14 protein-coding genes are annotated in these 19,544 nt (G+C 70.8%); 7 read left to right on the forward strand and 7 right to left on the reverse strand.

The features are described from left to right. Positions 1–25 precede the first annotated feature (25 nt). The 4 genes from OHT52_RS06710 to OHT52_RS06725 all read left to right on the forward strand — a co-directional run bounded on the left by OHT52_RS06710 (position 26) and on the right by OHT52_RS06725 (position 5,037). On the forward strand, positions 26–3,292 hold the full coding sequence (locus tag OHT52_RS06710; RefSeq protein ID WP_328719210.1) for a sensor histidine kinase: 3,267 nt from the start codon (positions 26–28) through the stop codon (positions 3,290–3,292). Positions 3,293–3,302: 10 nt separating this feature from the next. Then, positions 3,303–3,716, forward strand: a complete 414-nt coding sequence (locus tag OHT52_RS06715) for a roadblock/LC7 domain-containing protein (protein WP_266709517.1) — start codon at positions 3,303–3,305, stop codon at positions 3,714–3,716. 90 nt (positions 3,717–3,806) lie between these two features. Beyond that, positions 3,807–4,475, forward strand: coding sequence for a DUF742 domain-containing protein (locus OHT52_RS06720; RefSeq protein ID WP_328719211.1), 669 nt, complete (start codon positions 3,807–3,809; stop codon positions 4,473–4,475). Continuing rightward, positions 4,456–5,037, forward strand: coding sequence for a GTP-binding protein (locus OHT52_RS06725; RefSeq protein ID WP_148021028.1), 582 nt, complete (start codon positions 4,456–4,458; stop codon positions 5,035–5,037). The genes OHT52_RS06720 and OHT52_RS06725 overlap by 20 nt, the downstream gene beginning before the upstream one ends. Before the next feature lie 295 nt (positions 5,038–5,332). On the opposite strand, the gene OHT52_RS06730 is transcribed toward OHT52_RS06725, so the two are convergent. Further along, entirely contained in the window at positions 5,333–5,533 is a 201-nt protein-coding gene (locus OHT52_RS06730) for an acyl-CoA carboxylase subunit epsilon (RefSeq protein WP_328719212.1), read from the reverse strand. Positions 5,534–5,596: 63 nt separating this feature from the next. After that, entirely contained in the window at positions 5,597–7,180 is a 1,584-nt protein-coding gene (locus OHT52_RS06735) for an acyl-CoA carboxylase subunit beta (RefSeq protein ID WP_328719213.1), read from the reverse strand. Between the two features lie 610 nt (positions 7,181–7,790). Here OHT52_RS06735 and OHT52_RS06740 point away from each other — a divergent pair. Then, complete coding sequence (locus OHT52_RS06740; RefSeq protein ID WP_328719214.1) at positions 7,791–9,017, forward strand: glycoside hydrolase family 64 protein; 1,227 nt, start codon at positions 7,791–7,793, stop codon at positions 9,015–9,017. Positions 9,018–9,108: 91 nt separating this feature from the next. Here the strand turns inward: OHT52_RS06740 and OHT52_RS06745 are convergent, their stop codons facing one another. Beyond that, the gene (locus tag OHT52_RS06745; protein ID WP_328719215.1) at positions 9,109–9,630 is read right to left on the reverse strand and encodes a hypothetical protein; all 522 of its coding nucleotides are present in this window, start codon (positions 9,628–9,630) and stop codon (positions 9,109–9,111) included. Positions 9,631–9,954: 324 nt separating this feature from the next. Between OHT52_RS06745 and OHT52_RS06750 the strand changes: the two genes are divergently transcribed. Further along, entirely contained in the window at positions 9,955–10,566 is a 612-nt protein-coding gene (locus tag OHT52_RS06750) for a YceI family protein (protein ID WP_328719217.1), read from the forward strand. 96 nt (positions 10,567–10,662) lie between these two features. Here the strand turns inward: OHT52_RS06750 and OHT52_RS06755 are convergent, their stop codons facing one another. From OHT52_RS06755 to OHT52_RS06770, 4 genes are all read right to left on the reverse strand, one after another. Further along, positions 10,663–11,328, reverse strand: coding sequence for an SAM-dependent methyltransferase (locus OHT52_RS06755; protein ID WP_328719218.1), 666 nt, complete (start codon positions 11,326–11,328; stop codon positions 10,663–10,665). 123 nt (positions 11,329–11,451) lie between these two features. Further along, positions 11,452–12,855, reverse strand: coding sequence for a hypothetical protein (locus OHT52_RS06760; RefSeq protein WP_328719219.1), 1,404 nt, complete (start codon positions 12,853–12,855; stop codon positions 11,452–11,454). 129 nt (positions 12,856–12,984) lie between these two features. After that, on the reverse strand, positions 12,985–16,047 hold the full coding sequence (locus OHT52_RS06765; RefSeq protein WP_328719220.1) for a glycoside hydrolase family 3 protein: 3,063 nt from the start codon (positions 16,045–16,047) through the stop codon (positions 12,985–12,987). Between the two features lie 160 nt (positions 16,048–16,207). Beyond that, complete coding sequence (locus OHT52_RS06770) at positions 16,208–17,182, reverse strand: LacI family DNA-binding transcriptional regulator (protein ID WP_328719221.1); 975 nt, start codon at positions 17,180–17,182, stop codon at positions 16,208–16,210. Positions 17,183–17,553: 371 nt separating this feature from the next. Here OHT52_RS06770 and OHT52_RS06775 point away from each other — a divergent pair, with 371 nt between their 5' ends. After that, positions 17,554–19,440 carry a lectin gene (locus OHT52_RS06775; RefSeq protein WP_328719222.1) on the forward strand — a complete coding sequence of 629 codons (1,887 nt, stop codon included), beginning with the start codon at positions 17,554–17,556 and terminating at the stop codon, positions 19,438–19,440. Positions 19,441–19,544: the final 104 nt, after the last annotated feature.

A 19,544-nucleotide genomic window follows, 5' to 3' on the forward strand; every position in this document is an offset into this window, starting at 1 on the left:
CCGACGCCGAGAGGTTGTTGGTCGAGTGAGGCGAAGCAACGAAGGCTCCCCGACGCAGCCTGAGCGAGGCAACTTCACGCCGCCGCGCACCGCTGTGTCCCCCGGGGAGCGCGCCGACCGTACGGACACGGCCGACGACGGACCGCCCGTCGGCAGCACGAGCAAGCTGTCCCCCCGCAACTGGCGTGTGGCGACGCGACTGAATGCGATCCTCCTGATCCCCGCCCTGGTGGGCCTCACCATGGGCGGTTTCCAGGTGAAGGGGTCGATCGACACCTGGAACGAGGCGCAGGACGCCGAGAAGACCGCCTTCGTCGTCCGTGCGGCCTCGGTGTACGGGCAGGCGTTGCTGAACGAGCGCGACCTCACCGCACAGCCCCTCCTGACGAAGAAGTCCACCGATTCGGTCGTGACGCAGAGCCGTGCCGCCACCGACGCCGCGGCGTCGGGGTTCACCGCCGCGGTGGCCGGCATGCCGCAGACCGCGGGTCTACAGCGTCGGCTGAAGCTCTTCAGGGGTGAGGAACCGAAGCTCGCCGCGCTGCGGAAGTCCGCGTACTCCACGAGCCTGGACCCGGTGAGCACCGAAGAGGGCTACACCCAGATCCAGCACTCGCTGATGGAGTTCGCCAACGAGCTCGGTCTGGGTACCGGCAACATCACCAGTTACGGCCGTACCGTCTACGCGCTCGAACTCTCGCAGGCCGCGGAATCGCTCCAGCGCTCGATCGGACTTCACCTGCTGGTGCGTCCGAGCGAGAAGGAGTCCACCTTCAACGACCAGGTCAAGGCCTTCGGCTCGTACAACTACCTGGAGCAGATCGCGCTCGGCGAGTTCAACTCCGGTGGCACCGAGGGGGACGTGAACCGCCTCAAGACGGTCATGGCCGGCAAGGCCGCGGAGGGCGCCGAGCAGTTGAAGGCCGCCAAGGAGCAGGCCGAGGCCACCGGGGCTCCGTTCGTCGCCCCGCCCAGCGTCGGCGGCTCGGTCTTCGACGGAATGGCCGCGCAGATCGGCAAGGGTCTCTCCCCGTCCGAGCTGGAGGCGAAGGGGATCACCCCGGAGACCTGGCTGGCCGCGTCCACCGCGAAGTTCGAGGGGTACGCCACCGTCACGGACGAGCTCGTCGACAAGGCGGTGGAAGAGGCCGCGCAGATCTCCTCCGACGCCAAGTCCGACGCCATCGTCAACGCCTCGATCGTCGTCGTCGCCCTGCTCGCCGCGTTCGTCGCGGCCGGATTCATGGCGCGACAGATGAGCCGGGCGATGCGCCGGCTGCGCACCGCCGCCTTCGAGGTCGCCGAGCAGCGGCTGCCGTCGCTGGTCGACCAGCTGTCGCGGACGGAACCGGGCCGGGTCGACACCCGGGTCCAGCCGATCCCGATCAACACCAGTGACGAGATCGGCGAGGTCGCCCGCGCCTTCGACCAGGTGCACCGTGAGGCCGTCCGGCTCGCCTCGGAGCAGGCGATGCTGCGGGGGAACGTCAACGCGATCTTCACCAACCTCTCGCGCCGCAACCAGTCGCTCATCGAGGGCCAGCTGACCCTCATCACCGGCCTGGAGAACAACGAGGCCGACCCGGACCAGCTGGAGAGCCTCTTCAAGCTGGACCACCTGGCCACCCGTATGCGGCGCAACGGCGAGAACCTCCTGGTCCTCGCGGGCGAGGAGCCGGGCCGCCGCTGGAACCAGCCGGTGCCGCTGGTGGACGTGCTGCGCGCCGCCTCCTCCGAGGTGGAGTCGTACGAGCGCATCGAGCTCACCGGCGTCCCGGACACCGAGATCCACGGCCAGGCCGTGACCGACCTCGTGCACCTGCTGGCGGAGCTGCTGGAGAACGCCACGGTGTTCTCGTCGCCGCAGACCAAGGTCCGGGTCACCGCGACGCGGCTGCCGGACGGTCGCGTGATGATCGAGATCCACGACAAGGGAATCGGCCTCACCGCCGAGGACTTCGCCGACATCAACCACAAGCTCGCCAACCCGCCGACCGTGGACGCCGCGGTCTCCCAGCGGATGGGTCTCTTCGTGGTCGGCCGGCTCTCCGACCGCCACGGCGTCCGGGTCCAGCTGCGCCCCTCGGGCGAGCAGGCCGGCACGACCTCGCTGGTCATGCTGCCGGACGCCATCACCCACGGTGGTGGCGGCGAACCCGTCTCCGCGTCGGACGATTTCACCGTCTCCTCGATCATCCCGGAGCAGCAGCAGTCCCTGCCCGCCGCTCCGCAGCTCTCGGGAATGCGCACGGCCGCCGAACTCGGCTTCGACGACTCGCGTTACGAGGCGGACTCGCCGACGCTCGACCCGGTGGGCCGCTCACTGATGCGCGAGGAGCGCCGGGCCGCCCTGGAGGCCGCGCACACCGGCGGCGAGCAATCTCCGTTCGAAGGCGCCGGTCAAGCCGCGCCGCAGCAGCTGTTCGAGCAGGACGGCTACCCGCGAGCCGGCTACGAGGAGCAGTCCTCGTACGACCGGAACGGCTACCCGCAGGGCGGGTTCGAGCAGGGTTCCTACGAGTCCGGCTCCTACGGACAGCAGCAGGGCTTCGAGCAGTCCGGTCACCAGGGGGCGTACGACCCGTACGCGGCGGACGCCGGCTTCCGGCCGGACGCGGAGCAGCTCCCCCAAAGCGGCTATGCGGAACAGGACTACGCGACTCAGGAAGCCCAACAGCCTTCGTACGGTGATCACTTCACGCCGCACGGTGACCAGTCCCAGCAGGGCGGGTGGCCGGAACAGGGTGGTTTCCAGGGCAGTTACGAGTCCTCCGCCCAGGAAGAAACGGAATCCGCTCCCGGCGCTCCCGAGGAGACGCCCGAGCGCGTAGGCTTCGACCATTCGGGTCCCACCGCGAACGCCGGTCACGAGATGACCGACGCGGGGCTCCCGCGCCGGGGCGGGCAGCAGCACTGGCAGCCCGACGGATCGGACAACGACCGGTCCGCGGCCGCCGACCAGCCCCGACAGCAGGACTCCCCGTCGGCCGCCGCCGGACCGCAGGACGGCGGAGGCACGGAAGACTGGCGTTCGACCAACGACGAGCGCTGGGAGCGGGCCGACAAGCTCCGGGACCCGAAGGCCGGCGGAATAACCCTTTCCGGGCTTCCCCGGCGGGTGCCCAAGGCCAATCTGGTCGAGGGCACCGCGGAGCAGTCCCAGCAGGGCGGGCCCCAGGTCTCCCGTGCTCCCGAGGACATCCGCGGCAGGTTGAGCAACCTGCGGCGCGGCATCCAGCAGGGACGCAACCAGGGTTCGGACAGCAGTGATACCTACAACCAGGAGCGTTAGTGTGAGCCCGATGAGCCAGGCGGCGCAGAATCTCAACTGGTTGATCACCAGCTTCGTGGACAGCACCCCCGGGGTGTCGCACACGGTGGTGGTCTCCGCCGACGGACTCCTGCTGGCCATGTCCGAGGGGTTCCCGCGTGACCGCGCCGACCAGTTGGCGGCGGTCGCCTCCGGTCTGACGTCGCTGACCGCGGGCGCTTCCCGGATCTTCGAGGGCGGCGCCGTCAACCAGACTGTTGTGGAGATGGAGCGAGGGTTTCTCTTCATCATGTCGATTTCCGACGGATCTTCGCTGGCCGTTCTGGCCCACCCGGACGCCGATATCGGCCTGGTTGGGTACGAAATGGCACTTCTGGTGGACCGCGCGGGCGGTGTTCTGACGCCGGATCTCCGCGCCGAACTCCAGGGAAGTCTTCTCAACTAGGAGACAGACAGTGCGTTTCTCGTCACCGCGCCATAGGGTGCGGTGGCGCGCCCCCACTGGGATCGGCGAACGGCAGTAGGAGGAGGAGACGTGGCAGCACCCACAGGCGGACACCCGTATGACGGCAGTCAGCGGGTTCCGGACGAGCACGGGGAAAACCGCTTCAACTTCCCCTCCACGCCGAGCGCCGAGGGCGGTGTGCAGGGTTACGACCCCTATCTCCCGCCCCAGCAGCCCGCGCAGTCGCACCCGCGCGGAGCCGACTGGCCTCAGCATCCGGGGCCGGAGTGGTCCCAGCGGCAGCAGTCCGAGTGGCAGCCCCGGCAGGAGCCGCCGCAGCGGTTCGACGCCCCGGCACCCCGGATCCAGCCGGTGGCGCAGCGGCCTCCGCGGCCCGCGCCGTCGGCGCCCGCCGCTCACAACCCGTTGGTCCGCCCGTACGCCATGACCGGCGGACGGACGCGGCCGCGTTACCAGCTCGCCATCGAGGCGCTGGTCAGTACGACGGCCGATCCGTCCCGGCTGCAAGGGCAGTTGCCCGAGCACCAGCGGATCTGCCGGCTCTGCTTCGAGATCAAGTCGGTGGCCGAGATCTCGGCCCTTCTCTCGATCCCGCTCGGCGTTGCCCGGATCCTCGTCGCCGATCTGGCCGAGGCCGGACTCGTCGCTATCCATCAGCCCGGCGGCGACGAGACCGCCGGCGGCCAGCCAGATGTGACACTGCTCGAAAGGGTGCTCAGTGGACTTCGCAAGCTCTAGCGGCGGAGCGGCCCGCTCCACCACCTCGGCGAAGATCGTGGTGGCAGGGGGCTTCGGCGTGGGTAAGACCACGTTTGTCGGTGCCGTTTCGGAGATCAACCCGCTGCGCACCGAAGCCGTGATGACGTCCGCCTCGGCGGGCATCGACGACCTGACCCACACCGGGGACAAGACCACCACCACGGTGGCCATGGACTTCGGACGCATCACCCTGGACCAGGACCTGATCCTGTACCTGTTCGGCACCCCCGGGCAGGACCGTTTCTGGTTCATGTGGGACGACCTCGTACGCGGCGCCATCGGCGCCGTCGTCCTGGTCGACACCCGCCGCCTCGCCGACTGCTTCCCCGCCGTCGACTACTTCGAGAACAGCGGCCTCCCCTTCGTCATCGCCCTCAACGGCTTCGACGGCCACCAGCCCTACACCCCCGACGAGGTACGCGAGGCACTCCAGATCGGACCCGACACCCCGATCCTCACCACCGACGCCCGACACCGCTCGGACGCCAAGAGCGCCCTCATCACCCTCGTCGAACACGCCCTCATGGCCCGGCTGCGCTGACGTCCGGGTACGGCCCGTACGCGAAGAAGCCCCGACCCCCGGTTGTTCACCGGAGGGCCGGGGCTTCTTCCGCGTGCGTACGGGACCGGTCCGCGCTCCCGTGAGCCCCTGCGCGGGCCATGACGGCTGTTTCCGGCCACGCAATGGCCCCGGCCGGAGAACTTCCCGGCCGGGGCCTCGTGCGGAGCCCGGAGCGGCCCTCCAGGGCTTTGAGGGGCGTTGTGGGGCACTGTGGGCGGGATGTCCGCCGCACCGGAGTCCGGACCCGTGTCGGTCCGGCCCTCGGGGAGGTGTGTCAGCCCTGCCAGCTGTGCGGGGCGCGGAAGCCGGGGGTGCGCTCCAGGCGGCGCCATCCGGCCGTGTCACGGCCGCCGCGGACGGGAGCGGGCCGGGCCGCCGCGCGGGCGAGCAGCACGGCGGTGATGGCCGCGAGCTCCTCGGGGGCGGCGTGGCCCTTCTCGACGCGCAGCACGGACTCGGCAGAAGTGACGCTCATGGGATGTCTCCGTCTTCTCGGCAGGGGGTCGTTCCGGTGCGCGGGTACCGCGCGGGCCGACGACTACTGCGGGGGGTTGCCGTGCTTGCGGGACGGCAGGTCGGCGTGCTTGTTCCGGAGCATGGCGAGCGAGGCGATCAGCACCTCGCGGGTCTCGGCCGGGTCGATGACGTCGTCGACCAGCCCGCGCTCCGCCGCGTAGTACGGGTGCATCAGCTCGGCCTTGTACTCCTTGACCATGCGGGTCCGCATGGCCTCGGGGTCCTCGGCCTCGGCGATCTGGCGCCGGAAGATGACGTTGGCGGCACCTTCGGCTCCCATGACCGCGATCTCGTTGGTCGGCCAGGCGTAGGTCAGGTCGGCGCCGATGGACTGGCTGTCCATGACGATGTACGCGCCGCCGTACGCCTTGCGCAGGATCAGCGAGATCCTCGGCACGGTGGCGTTGCAGTAGGCGTAGAGCAGTTTGGCGCCGTGCCGAATGATCCCACCGTGCTCCTGGTCCACGCCCGGAAGGAAGCCGGGTACGTCCAGAAGAGTGATGATGGGAATGTTGAAGGCGTCACACATCTGGACGAATCGCGCGGCCTTCTCGGACGCCTCGATGTCCAGCACACCGGCCAGGGACTGCGGCTGGTTGGCGACGATGCCGACGACCTGGCCGTCCATCCGGGCGAGGGCGCAGATGATGTTGCGGGCCCAGCGCTCGTGGATCTCCAGGTAGTCGCCTTCGTCGACGAGCTCCTCGATGACCTTGTGCATGTCGTACGGGCGGTTCCCGTCGGCCGGAACCAGGTCCAGCAGGACGTCGCCGCGCCGGTCCGCCGGGTCGTCGCTCGCCACCGTCGGCGGGTTCTCGCGGTTGTTCGAGGGCAGCATCCCGATGAGGTAGCGGACCTCGGCGATGCAGGTCTCCTCGTCGTCGTACGCGAAGTGCGCGACGCCCGAGGTCTCGGCGTGCACGTCCGCGCCGCCGAGGCCGTTCTGGGTGATCTCCTCGCCGGTGACCGCCTTGACGACGTCCGGGCCGGTGATGAACATCTGCGAGGTCTCGCGGACCATGAAGACGAAGTCGGTGAGCGCGGGGCTGTACGCCGCGCCACCCGCGCACGGGCCGAGCATCACGCTGATCTGCGGGATGACACCGGACGCCCGGGTGTTGCGCTGGAAGATGCCGCCGTAGCCGGCGAGCGCGCTGACGCCCTCCTGGATACGGGCGCCGGCGCCGTCGTTCAGGGAGACCAGCGGCGCTCCGGCCGAGATGGCCATGTCCATGATCTTGTGGATCTTGGTGGCGTGGGCCTCACCCAGCGCACCGCCGAAGATCCGGAAGTCGTGCGCGTAGACGAAGACCGTCCGGCCGTCGACCGTGCCCCAGCCGGTGATGACACCGTCGGTGTAGGGCTTCTTGGACTCCAGACCGAAGCCGGTGGCCCGGTGCCGCCTGAGCTGCTCGACCTCCTTGAACGAACCGGCGTCCAGCAGGAGTTCGATGCGCTCGCGGGCGGTCAGCTTGCCCTTGGCGTGCTGCGCCTCGGTCGCCCGGTCGCTCGGGCCGCGCCGCGCCTGCTCACGCAGGGCCAGCAGTTCGGCCACCCGGCCACGCGTGTCGCTCGGCTCACCCGGGATTTCGTCCACAACGGTCATGTACCGACCCTACGAATCCAGCGGCGCAAATACCGCCGTCGAATCCGTACAGTCTCCTGCCCGGTTTCCTGGCGAGGGCCGACAGAAGCCTCGCACCATGCGTGCGATCCACCATCTGAGACCCCTCCCGCTTTATGAGGTTCCCACAAAAGGCGGGAGGGCGTCCGGGACGGCCCTGGCGACCCGTACGGGGGTCGAGCCTAATGGACCGTCCCCCTCCGGAAGGCAACGGCCACGTCGGCCGCCTCCCCGCCGGGCCCCTTCCCCGGCATCCCTCCCCGGGGCCCTCTCGCGGCGGCGGAGCGGCCTCGCCACGACCCGTCGGCGGCACTCCTGCCGGCCCGGCGGCCGTCGTGCGCCGCGCACCCGCCCCCTTTCAGCCCTTGTCACCTCTTGACCGGAACAACGGGAAGTCGCGCCCTTCCACGCACCAACGCGGGCACCTTGAAGACGAGTTGTGAAGAAACACTGATTCTGAGAGCGCTCTCAGTCACACCTCTTGACGCCTGTGACAGGCGTGATGAAAGTGGTCCGCACCACAGGGCGGCCCCCACCGTCCGCACGGTCCGGCCGTGCTCCGCCCATCCCCCCCACCCCTCCGGAGCTCCTCGTGATCTCTCGTCGCACCTTCCTCACCGGCGCCGCCGCCTCGGCCGCGGCGCTCAGCTATCCCGTCTGGGGCAGCGCCCTCTCCCCGCGCGCCTCGGCCGCCGCCGCGACCTGCGAGCTGGCCCTGGAGAACCGCTCGCTGCCCGGCACGGTGCGCGCGTACGTCACCGGCCACGAGCAGGGAACCGATCGCTGGGTGCTCCTGCGCGCGGACGGCAGCCTCTACCGGCCGGACTCCCCCGCCGCGGCGCAGACCCCCCTGCCGGTCGACTGTTCGATCCCGCTGAACCCGGCGGGCGGCGCCCCGGTGGTGCTGACACTCCCGCAGATGTACGGCGCCCGGGTGTACTTCGTACGCGACGACACCCTGGACTTCTACCTGAACCCCGGCCCCGCGCTGGTGGAGCCGGCCTTCGCCACCTCGACGGACGCGAACTACGGGCGGACCTGGTCCTTCTGCGAGTTCACCTTCAACCCGCAGCAGCTCTACGCGAACATCAGCTACGTCGACCTCGTCACGGCGCTCCCGATCGGGCTGACCCTGGAGGGCGACTCCACCCACACCGTCGCCCCGTTGCCGGACGGCGCGGTGCGGCGGATCGCGGACGGGCTGATCGCCCAGGCGGCCGCGGACGGGCAGCCCTGGGACCAACTGGTCACCCGGGGGGCGGACGGGCAGGTCCTGCGGGTCGTCTCCCCGCAGAACCTCATGGCACCGTACTTCGACCGGCCGGACCAGATGCCCTTCCGGGACCTGTTCACGGCGCAGATCGACCAGGTCTGGGAGAAGTACCGCTCCACCGATCTGCGGATCGACCTGCAGGGCGGCCGGGGCGTGCTGGCCGGCCGGGTCAGCGGGGACGACCTGGTCTTCGACGGCGGCCACACGTTCACCAAACCGGTGTCCAAGGACGTCTTCACCTGCAACCACGGCCCCTTCACCAACAACCCCGCCGACTCGGACGACAAGAAGGCCCTGCTGGCGCGGCTGGCGGCCGGGTTCAACCGCTCGATCATGCTCAGCCACCCGGACCAGCCGAACGGCACGACCACCGCGGACTACTACCAGGAAGCCGTGACCAACCACTGGTCCCGCATCGTGCACGCCAACAGCCCGATCGGGTACGCCTTCCCCTACGACGACGTGCGCCCCGACGGTCAGCCCGACGTCTCGGGCGCCGCCAACGACGGCAACCCGCGGCGCTTCACCGTGAGCGTCGGTTCCTGACCCGCTCCTGGACCCCCACGGCGCGCGTGCCCCCTCTCCCGACGGCGGGAGAGGGGGCACGCGTGCGTGGCGGCCGGGCGTCGGTGCCGGGTCAGCAGCCGCCGCAGTTGTAGTAGGTCGTGTCCCAGTGGTTGCCCTCGTTGACGTAGATGTTGCCGGAGGCCGCCTGGTACTGGGCGTATCCGTCACCGCGGAGCCCGATGTAGGTGAAGGTGCCGGTGACGTAGTTGTTCAGGCAGGTGTTCTTCGCGAAGTCGAGCTTGTAGCCGTTCCAGTGCGAGTAGGTGCCGCTCGCGTGGCCCGTCTCGGTACCGCCCGTGATGTTGATGGCGCAGCCGGTGGCGCTCTTGAGGGTCTGGGCGCCCTGGGCGGTGGCCAGGTTGAGCTGGTCGAACGAGGTACACGTCGAGTTGTTGCGGTCGGAGCAGCCGCCCGACGAGGACCAGGTGATCCCGGAGGAGCTGAACCGGGCGGTGGCCTGGGAGTGGGTGAGCTTGGTGGCGGCGTGGGCGTCGGTGGCGCCGCCGATCACGCCGACTCCCGGCGCGAAGAGGACGCCCAGCACGAGGGCGAGGGCGGTGAGGGCGGAGCGGAGCCTGGGGCGGGTCAACATGGGGGGTCTCCTCCTGCTCATGACAAATTCGGGTCTGCCGCCGCACGACGAATGGGGTGAACGCGGGACCACCGCACGGCGCGGCATGGCGATACTGCCCGAGTTCTACGCGCGTCCGCCAGACCGCGTCCGTGGCGATGCGGTGAACGCCGGGACCGTCGGGACGGCCGCCGCCGGGCCGGAGGGCGCCGGGATCGACGCCAGCACGACGAGCCCCACGCTAGATGTTGAACTTTGAACCAATCAGGTCTACAGTCGAAGTCGTTGAAGGTTGAACAAACCAGGGCCTTCGACTTCGAGGAAAACGTCTCCCGAGGAGGAGCCATGGCTCTGTTCAACCGCAAGTCCGCCACCACGACCGCTGTCGCCGAGAAGCCCGCCGTGGACCCCGCGCTCGCCGCCCTGACCGGCACCTACACGATCGACCCGGCCCACAGCAGCATCGGCTTCACGGTGCGCCACGCGATGGTGACGAACGTGCGCGGCTCCTTCGGTGAGCACGAGGGCACCCTGGTGCTGAACGGCACCGACCCGCACCACTCCACCGCCTCGATCGACGTCAAGATCGCCAGCATCGACACCGGCATCGCCGACCGCGACGGCCACCTGCGCAGCGGCGACTTCTTCGACGCCGAGGCGTTCCCCCTGATGACGTTCCGCTCCACCTCCGCCGAGCAGCTCGGTGGCGACACCTACCGGATCACCGGCGACCTCACCATCAAGGACGTCACCCGCCCGCTCTCCATCGACCTGGAGTTCAACGGCTCCGCGACCGACCCGTACGGCAACCAGCGCGTCGGCTTCGAGGGTGGCGCCACCATCCTCCGCTCCGACTGGGGCCTGACCTGGAACGCCGCGCTGGAGACCGGTGGCGTGATGGTCAGCGACAAGGTCAAGCTGACCTTCGACATCTCCGCGATCAAGGCCGCCGCCTGATCCCCGCCCCACCCGAGCGCGCCCGCCCCTCCCTCCCCCGCCGGGGAGGACCGGGGCGGGCGCTCGTGCGTGCGCGGCCGGACCGTGCCCGTCCCGCTACCGGCGCCGGATCTTCAGCGCGTTGTCCGTACGGGTGGTGGGGTTGCCGTCCGGGTCGTTCTGCACCCGCTCGTGCTCGCCGCTGAGCAGCACCTCCCACTCCCCCGGCGCCGGCTCCAGCGAGGCCAGCACCTCGTCGGGCGTCGGGAACCGGACGGAGGGGTCGGGGTCGGTCTCCCAGTGCGGGAATCCGGCGTGGCCGACGACCAGCAGAATTCCGCCGGGCGCGACGGCGGCTGCCGCCCGCCGCAGAATCCGCTCCCTCGGCAGGTCCGCCATGGAGTGCAGGAACTGCGCCGAGACCAGGTCGAACTCGCCGTCCGGGAAGGACGCCCCCAGGTCGTGCCACTGCCAGTCGACACGGTCGGCGACCCCGGCGTCGGCCGCGTGGACGGCCGCCCGCTCCAGCGCGACGCGCGAGAGGTCGGTCGCGGTGACCTGCCAGCCTAGGCCCGCCAGCCAGACGGCGTCCGCACCCTCCCCGCAGCCGAGGTCGAGGGCGCGCCCCGGCTCCAGCCCCGCGACCTCGCGGACCAGCACGGTGTTGGGGTTCCCGCTCCAGATCCGGTCGCTCAGGCGGTAGCGCTCGTCCCACAGTTCGGCGGGGGTGGCCGCTTCCGCGTCGGCGCGCGGATGGGCGGGGGCGGTGCTGTCGCTGGTCATGCGGTCTCCTGACGTCCGTCACGGCGTTACGAGGAGAGGGTGCGCCCGCCCCGCACGCCCAGACAAGCCCACTTGCCGGAACGGCAACACGCGGTTTCCCGTCCCGGAACTGCGGGCGCAGGCTCAGAACCCGCCGCCCCCGTCGAACCCTCCGCCACTGCCGAAGCCGCCGCCGTCCCCGAAGCCGCCGCCGTCGCCGAAGCCGGAGGAGTCGAAATCGGAGCCGGAGGCGTCACCGCCGGACCAGTCACCGCCCGAGCCGAAGTCGCCGCCGCCGTACTCCGCCGCATAGGCGGGGGTGGAGAGCATCGAGCCGAGCATCGTCCCGATCAGCAGCCCGGGGAGCAGCCCGCCGCCGAAGTAGCCGCCGGCCCAGGGCCCGTAAGCCGGTCCGGCCTCCCAGTACGGGCGTCGGTTCCCGTCTCCCACGTCCACGGTGCGGCTCATCGGGTCCTCGCCGTCCTCCAGTCGGGCCCGGTCGGCGGCGCACACCGGGACCTCCCGGGAGGAGGCGCCGGCCGGGCGCCAGCGCATGTCGGCGACGGAGGGGCCGTGGCGCGGGTCGAAGAAGCACGGGGGTCTGCGGTCGGGCAGGGCGGACCCGGTGCGGCGGGCCTCCAGCACGGCGAGGGAGTAGCGGCCGTCCTCCAGGGCTTGGGTGACGGGGCGGACGTCGGCGGGGCGCTCGGCCTTCTCCATGCTGGATTTGGCGCTCTCGTAGGAGTCGAGCGCGTGCTCGTAGTCGGCGCGCATCGCCTCGTCGGCGCCCGGCTCGCCGGGGTGGAAGTCGAGCCGTTCGAGGGTCTCGCCGTAGGCGGTGATGTCCTCGTCGACCACGGTCCGGAGCTTGTCGAGCGCGGCGCTCTCCTCGGCGCGTGCCCGGCGGCGGTTGCGGCGCATGACCGCGTAGGCGCCCGCGGCCCCCGCGACGGCCACGCCGGCGAGGACCAGCAGCCCGGTACCGGTGGAGCGGGCTGCCGAGGAGCCGTTCCCGTCGCCGTCCCAGGAGGCCGGGGCGGTGCCCTTGGCCTGTTCGAGCGCACCGTCGACGAAGGCGTCGAGCTGGGCGTCGGTGGAGGTGTCGGCGGCCGGGGCCTTCACGGCCGCGGTGAGGTTGTCGACCGCGCGGACCGGCATGACCTGCGGGTCCGCTCCCGCGTCGAATCCGTCGCCGAGGCGGACGGCGTACACCCCGGTGATGCCGGTGTCGTTGCGGAGCGTGGCCAGCAGGCCGTCCTCGGGGAAGGCGGAGCCGTCCGGGAGGACGGCGACGAACACCGGCTTGTCGGCCTTGGTGATCCGGTCCTCCAGGGCCTTCTCCTGTCCGGTGGAGAGCTGGTCACGGGCGCCGGGGTCCACGTACACCGGGTCCTCGCGCAGCGCCTGGGCCGCGTCCTCGATCGTCGCGGCCGGGGCGCGTGCGGCAGACCCGGGGAAAGCGGACGCGGCGGGGACGAGGGTCAGGAGCGCGGTCGAGAGCACCAGCAGCAGACCGGCCAAGAGTGCGAATATCTGACTTTTTCGCATACTTCACGCTACTCCGGACCTCCCGGCCCGCGCGCTCTCCCCCGAGGGCGCGGACTCCCCGGGCGCACGGGTGTGCCCGGGCGCAGACGCTCTGCCCGGGCACACCCTCGTACGTTCGCTACCGCTGGGTCACGCGGCCCGGTAGGCCGCCCGCAGCTTGGCCACCGCGCCGGTGAGGTCACCGGTGAGCAGCAGGTGGTCGGCCTCGGCGAACGGCTTGGAGACCGCCGCCGTCAGCTTTCCGCCGGTCTTCTGCTGGACCAGCAGACGGGCCTGGTCCACGATCGCCCTGCCCGCCGCGGTCGTGCCGAGGTGGAGCTTCTCCGCGACTCCGGCGGCCACCTGGAGGGCGGTCAGGGTGATTTCGCCGCCCGCGGGGGCCTTCTTCAGGGTGGTGAGACCCCAGCCGAAGGGGAACTGCGGGTCGTAGGTGGCGTCGCCCACGTTGATGGGCAGCTGGGCCTCGGACTTCGGCCAGGTGACGGGCAGCTGGCCGGTGAAGGCGCGCTTGCCGTACAGGACGTCGGCCACGCCGTCGCCCTCGGTGCCCGGGAGCCAGGAGGCGACCAGGGCGTCGATGTCGCCGAGGCGGTCGCCGATGAGCTGGGGGCGGCCGGAGACCACGAGGACGGCGCACTTCATCGCGGCGCAGACCTTGTCGATCGCGGCCTTGTCGGCGGCCGTCAGCTCCAGGTCGTTGCCGTTGCCGACGTCGCCGATGCCCTCGGCGTACGGGGTCTCGCCGACGACGACCACACCCACGTCGTAGCCGTCGGTGGAGGCGGAGGCGTCCTTGGAGTAGGTGACCGAGGCGGAGTCCTTCTTCATGCCCTGGAGGATGGTGGTGCCCTCGGTGACGGCACCGGAGGAACCCTGCCAGCTGACGGTCCAGCCGCCGGCCTGGTTGCCGATGTCGTCGGCGTCGGAGCCGGCGACGTAGACCTTCTGGTCCGCCTTCAGCGGGAGGACCGCGCCGTCGTTCTTCAGCAGCACCTGGGACTTGGCGGCGGCCTCACGGGCCACCGCGCGGTGGGCGGCGGAGCCGATGTCGTCGATGTTCGAGGTGTCGGCGTACGGCTTCTCGAAGAGGCCCAGCTTGAACTTCTGGGTCAGGATGCGCGAGACCGCGTCGTCGATCCGGGCCTGGCTGATGCGGCCCGCGGCGACCTCGCTCTTGAGCGTGGTGGTGAAGTCCTGGTACGCGGTCGGCACCATGATCATGTCGAGGCCGGCGTTGACCGAGGTGCGCACGTCGTCGGCGTAGTCACCGGGGAGCTGGTCGATGGCCTGCCAGTCGCTGATGACGAAGCCCTCGAAGCCCATCCGGTCCTTGAGGACGCCGTTGATCATCTCGGCGTCTCCGTGCATCTTCACCGGGCCCTGGTCGTCGCCCAGGATGTCCAGCGAGGAGTACGACGGCATGACGGTGCCGATGCCGCGGTCCACCGCCTCCTGGAACGGCGCGAGGTGCACCGCCTCCAGCTCCTCGCGGGTGACCTTGGTGACGCCCTGGTCGATCGTGTACGAACCGGTGGTGGAGGAACCGAACTCGGTGCCGCCGTCGCCGACGAAGTGCTTCGCGGTGGCGAGCACCTTGTCGTTGCGGTCCAGGTCGCTGCCGTTCGCGGCGCCCTGCATGCCCTGGATCACGGTCTCCATGGACTCGACGAGCGCCGGGTCCTCGCCGTAGGACTCGTAGGACCGGCCCCAGCGCTCGTCGCGGGTGACGCAGACGCAGGGGGCGAAGTCCCACGGGACGCCGGTGGCGCGGACCTCGCTCGCGGTGACCGCGCCGGTCTTCTGGGCGGTCTGCGGGTCGCGGGTGGCACCGAGGCCGATGTTGTGCGGCATGATCGTCGACCCGACGACGTTGTTGTGGCCGTGCACCGCGTCCACGCCGTAGATCAGCGGGATCTGGAAGCGGGTCGCCTGCGCGCGCAGCTGGAACGAGTCGATCATCGACGCCCACGCCTCGGGGGTGTTGGGCGTGGGGACCGAGCCGCCGCCGGAGAGCAGCGAGCCGAGGTCGTAGGAGGCGATGTCGCCGGGGCTGCGCAGTGCGTTGCGCTCGGCCTGCGTCATCTGGCCGGCCTTCTCGGCGGGCGAGAGCCGGGAGAGCAGGTCGGCGACGCGCCGCTTCACCGGGAGCTTGGCGTTCTGGTACGGGAGGCCGTGGGCGTTGATGACGACCTGGGGGGTCTCCGTCGGTGCCTTGGCGCCGGTGACGGTGAGGACGAGCGGGACCGTCCGGGCCTCGGACGCCTTCTTCGCCTTCTTGGTCGTCACCGTGACGGTGTGGGTGGCGCCGGACGCGGTGCCCGCCGGGAAGGTGTACGTGCCGGTGACCGGGGTGTAGTCGGTGCCGGCCACCGCGGTGCCGCCCTCGGTGGTGTACGCGACGGTGACGGGCTCCTCGACGGGGAGGCCGCCGGTGGTGGAGAGGGTGAGGCGAACCGTCGCGGCGCCGCCGTCGTCCACCGGGTGCACGGTGGCGTCGGTGGCGATGCCCGCGGTCAGCGCCGGGTCGGCCTTGCCGTAGAGCTCCATGCCGTCGATGGCGAAGGAGCCGGGGGCGCCGGTCGGCAGGGTGAGGGCGTAGCCCCACATCCGGTCGAGCCCGAGGATGTGGTCGATGCCGCCGACGGGCTGGTAGTCGCCGCGGTAGACGAAGTCCGCGAACGGGACCTCGACCTGGTGCCAGCCCTCCCAGTCGTCGGTGAAGGACATGGTCCACAGCTCGGACGCGCCGCCGTTGGCGCCGCCGTCCTTGATCTCGAAGCTGATCTTCTTGCCGGAACCGGGCGGCAGGGGCGCCTTGTTCTGCCCGTACCACCAGAAGCGGATGCCCTTGTGGGCGCTCCAGTCCTGGGGGGCCTGGTCGACGGCGAACTCGTGGCTCAGTCCGCCCCAGCCGCTGATGTCGTAGGTGCCTTCGAGGACCTTGGAGCCCTCGGGGGCGTCGGCGCGCTCGGTGAAGGCGAGCTTCGGCTGGTCGTCGGCGTCCGAGCCCCAGGTGAAGATCGAGTCGGCGGGCGGGGCGCTGAGGGGGACCTCGCCCTCGTACCGGTCGACGAGCACCGGTGCGGGGTCGTCGGCCGCCGCGGGCACGGCCGCGGTGATCAGTCCGGCGAGGACGGTGACGGCGGCGAGGAGGGCCCTCGCCGATCCTCTTCGGTGACGGGTAGCTGGCATTGCGGCTCTTCTCTCGTCTCGGCTGCACGGGGTCGGCAGCGGTACGGGTGGGGCGAGGGGGTGGGGCCGGGGGGTGGTGCGGGGCCGGAGCCCGTGGGGGGTGTGTGGGTGTACCGGTGCGCGCGGCCGTCCGAAGCCGCGCGTGCGCCGGGCCGGAGAGTCAGGGCGCCGAGCGGCGGACCACGAGTTCCGTGGGGAGCACGACCGGTTCGTCCGGGGCCGGTTCGCCGTCGAGGTGGGCGAGGAGCATCCGGGCCGCCGTCTCGCCCATCGCGCGGGTGGGCTGGCGGACGGTGGTCAGCGGGGGCGCGGTGTGCGCGGCCATCAAGATGTCGTCGAAGCCGACGAGGGCGACGTCGTCGGGGACCCGGCGTCCGGCGGCGTGGAGCGCTCTCAGGGCACCGGTGGCGCTGACGTCGTTGTGCGCGAAGACGGAGTCGAACCGCGTCCCCGAGGCGAGGAGTCGGGCCATGACGCGTTCGCCGCCGCGTTCGGTGAAGTCGCCCTGGGCGACGAGGGCGTCCGGCAGCACGGACCGGAATCCGTCGAGCCGTTCGCGTACGCAGCCGTAGTGCGCGGGCCCGCTGAGCACCAGTGGGCGGGTGCGCCCGTCGGCCAGCAGGTGGCGGGCGGCGCTCGCGCCGCCCTCGTGGTTGGTGGTCACGACCGAGGGGAACTCGGGGTGGTGGCCCCGGTCGTCGATCAGCACGATCGGCAGGCCGCTGCGGTGCAACGCGGTGAGGTGGCCGAGGGTGTTCTCCGGCTCCACGACCACGAGCCCGTCGAAAGCGCGGGCCGAGACCTGCGTGGTGAACCGGCGGACGGACTCGGCGCCCCGGTTGCAGGTGAAGAGCAGCAGGCCGTACTCCGCCGCCTCGACGGTGTCCACGACTCCCTGGAGGACCTCGCCCATCCAGGACCAGGTCAGCGAGGGCACCAGCATCCCGACGGTGCGGCTGCTGCCCCGGGCCAGGCCGACCGCTCCGGAGCTGGGGACGTAGCCGAGGTGTGCGATCACTTCACGAACGCGGGAGGCGGTGGAACGGTCCACGTCGGACTTGGTGTTGAGCACCCGTGAAACGGTGGTCTTGCTGACTCCGGCGGCACGGGCCACATCGGCGATGGTGACGCGCAACGGAGCCTCCCTGACCAGGCGAGAACACAGGACGTACAGAGCATTTCGCCGCCGGGCGGGCGGACTTCACCACTTCGGGAGGCAACGGGGAGCACGGGCGCGGCCCGTTGGGCCGGCCACTTCGCGGTACCGGTCCCGGAACCGGTACCGGCGTCGCGGCTGGAGTTAACCCCGCCCGGACAGAGCCGTCAATACTTCACACCGAGATTGATCCAGACCCATCCGGCGGGCGGGAGAAGGGAGTTGTGCATTCAATTCTTGTACGCACGCACCCCCTTGACGCGAGCCTGTGAGGGCAGTTCACTCACGCCTCGATCGACGGCAGCACCCCACCCCTGTGCCGAAGAAGTGCCGAAGAAGGGCATTCCCCCATGATCCGATCGAGCGGACCTCTGAAAACAGGTGCGACGCTCCTGGCGACCGCACTCGCCGCGGCCGGCCTCACCGGGCTCGCCGCGCCCGCCGCCCAGGCGGCCGGCGAGAGCGTCTCCATCGTGCTGACCACCACCGACGACTCCGGTGGCCGGCATGTCACCCGGGGCCTCCAGGCCCAGACGCCGGTCTCCTTCGCCGCCGGCGGCGGGAGCGCGGGCACCGTGGTGACGGTGGACGAGAACACCCGGTACCAGGCCTTCACCGGCGGCGGCGCGTCCTTCACGGACACCGCGGCCTGGCTGATGAAGAGCAGCGGGGCGCTGAGCGACGCGACCCGGGACGCCACGATGAAGAAGCTCTTCTCCCCGACCGAGGGGATCGGGCTCTCGTTCGTCCGCAATCCGATGGGCGGTTCGGACCTGGCCCGGACCGGGTACACCTACGACGACCTGCCCGCCGGGCAGACCGACCCCACGCTCGCGAACTTCTCGGTGGCGCACGACCTCGCGGACGTCCTCCCGCTGACGAAGCAGGCGAAGCAGCTCAACCCGGCCCTCACCACGATGGCCTCGCCCTGGACCGCCCCGGCGTGGATGAAGGACAGCGGCCAGCTCAACGGCGGCTGGCTGAAGGCCGAGAACTACGGCACGTACGCCGACTACTTCGTGAAGTACCTCCAGGCGTACCAGGCCCAGGGCGTCCCGGTCCAGTACGTCACCGCGCAGAACGAGCCGACCTGCTGCTCGGGCTACCCCTCGATGAGCTGGAACGGCTCGGGGCTCGCGTACTTCACCAAGAGCGAGCTGCTGCCGAAGCTCCAGGCGGCGGGGCTCTCCACCAAGGTGCTGGCGCACGACTGGAACTGGGACACCTACGACGCCTACGCCGCGCCCACGGTGGACGACGCGGCGGTGCGCAACCACCCCAACTTCGGCGGGGTCGCCTGGCACGGCTACGGCGGTGACATCGCCAAGCAGACCGCGGTGCACAACCAGTACCCGACGATGGACGCCTTCCAGACCGAGCACTCCGGCGGCACCTGGATCGCCGACCAGCAGAAGGAGGACATGCTCAACATCATCGACTACACCCGCAACTGGGCGAAGTCGGTCACCAAGTGGTCCCTCGCGGTGGACCAGAACCGGGGCCCGCACAACGGCGGCTGCGGCACCTGCGACGGGCTGATCACGGTCCACAACGGTGACGCCAGGAGCGGGCAGGTGGACTACACCATCGAGTACTACACGATGGGCCACCTGACGAAGTTCGTCCGCCCGGGTGCCTCCCGGATCGCCTCCACCGCCAGCTCCACCGTCCCCAACGTCGCGTGGCGCAACACGGACGGCTCCAAGGCGCTGATCGCCTACAACGGCGGCTCCTCGGCACAGCAGCTCACCGTCAACTGGGGCGGCTCGACGTTCGGTTACTCGCTGCCCGCCCGCACCTCGGCCACCTTCACCTGGTCCGGCACCCAGTCCGGTACCGGCACCCCGACCGGCACCTCGGGTGCGTTCACCGGCACCGGCGGCAAGTGCCTGGACGCGGCGAACGGAAGCTCGGCGGACGGCACGGCGGTCCAGCTGTACGACTGCAACGGCTCGGCCGCGCAACGCTGGACGGTCCAGTCCGACGGCACCATCCGCGCGCTGGGCGCCTGCCTGGACGTGACCTCGGCGTCGACCGCGGACGGCGCGAAGGTCCAGCTCTACACCTGCAACGGCACGGGTGCCCAGCGGTGGACGTACAACGCGAGCACCGGGGACGTGGTGAACACGGCGGCGAACAAGTGCCTGGACGTCACGGACGCCTCGACGGCCAACGGAGCGCGCGCCCAGATCTGGAGCTGCACCGGGGCCGCCAACCAGAAGTGGCGGCTCCAGTAGTTCCGCGGTGACCGCCGGGACCGGGCGCACCTCGGCCCCGGCGGTCGGGGTTGCCGGAGTCCGGCAACCCCGACCGCCCGCAGACTGCCGTTGACGTGCGTGTA

The organism is Streptomyces sp. NBC_00247, assembly GCF_036188265.1.
Taxonomy (GTDB): Bacteria; Actinomycetota; Actinomycetes; order Streptomycetales; family Streptomycetaceae; genus Streptomyces.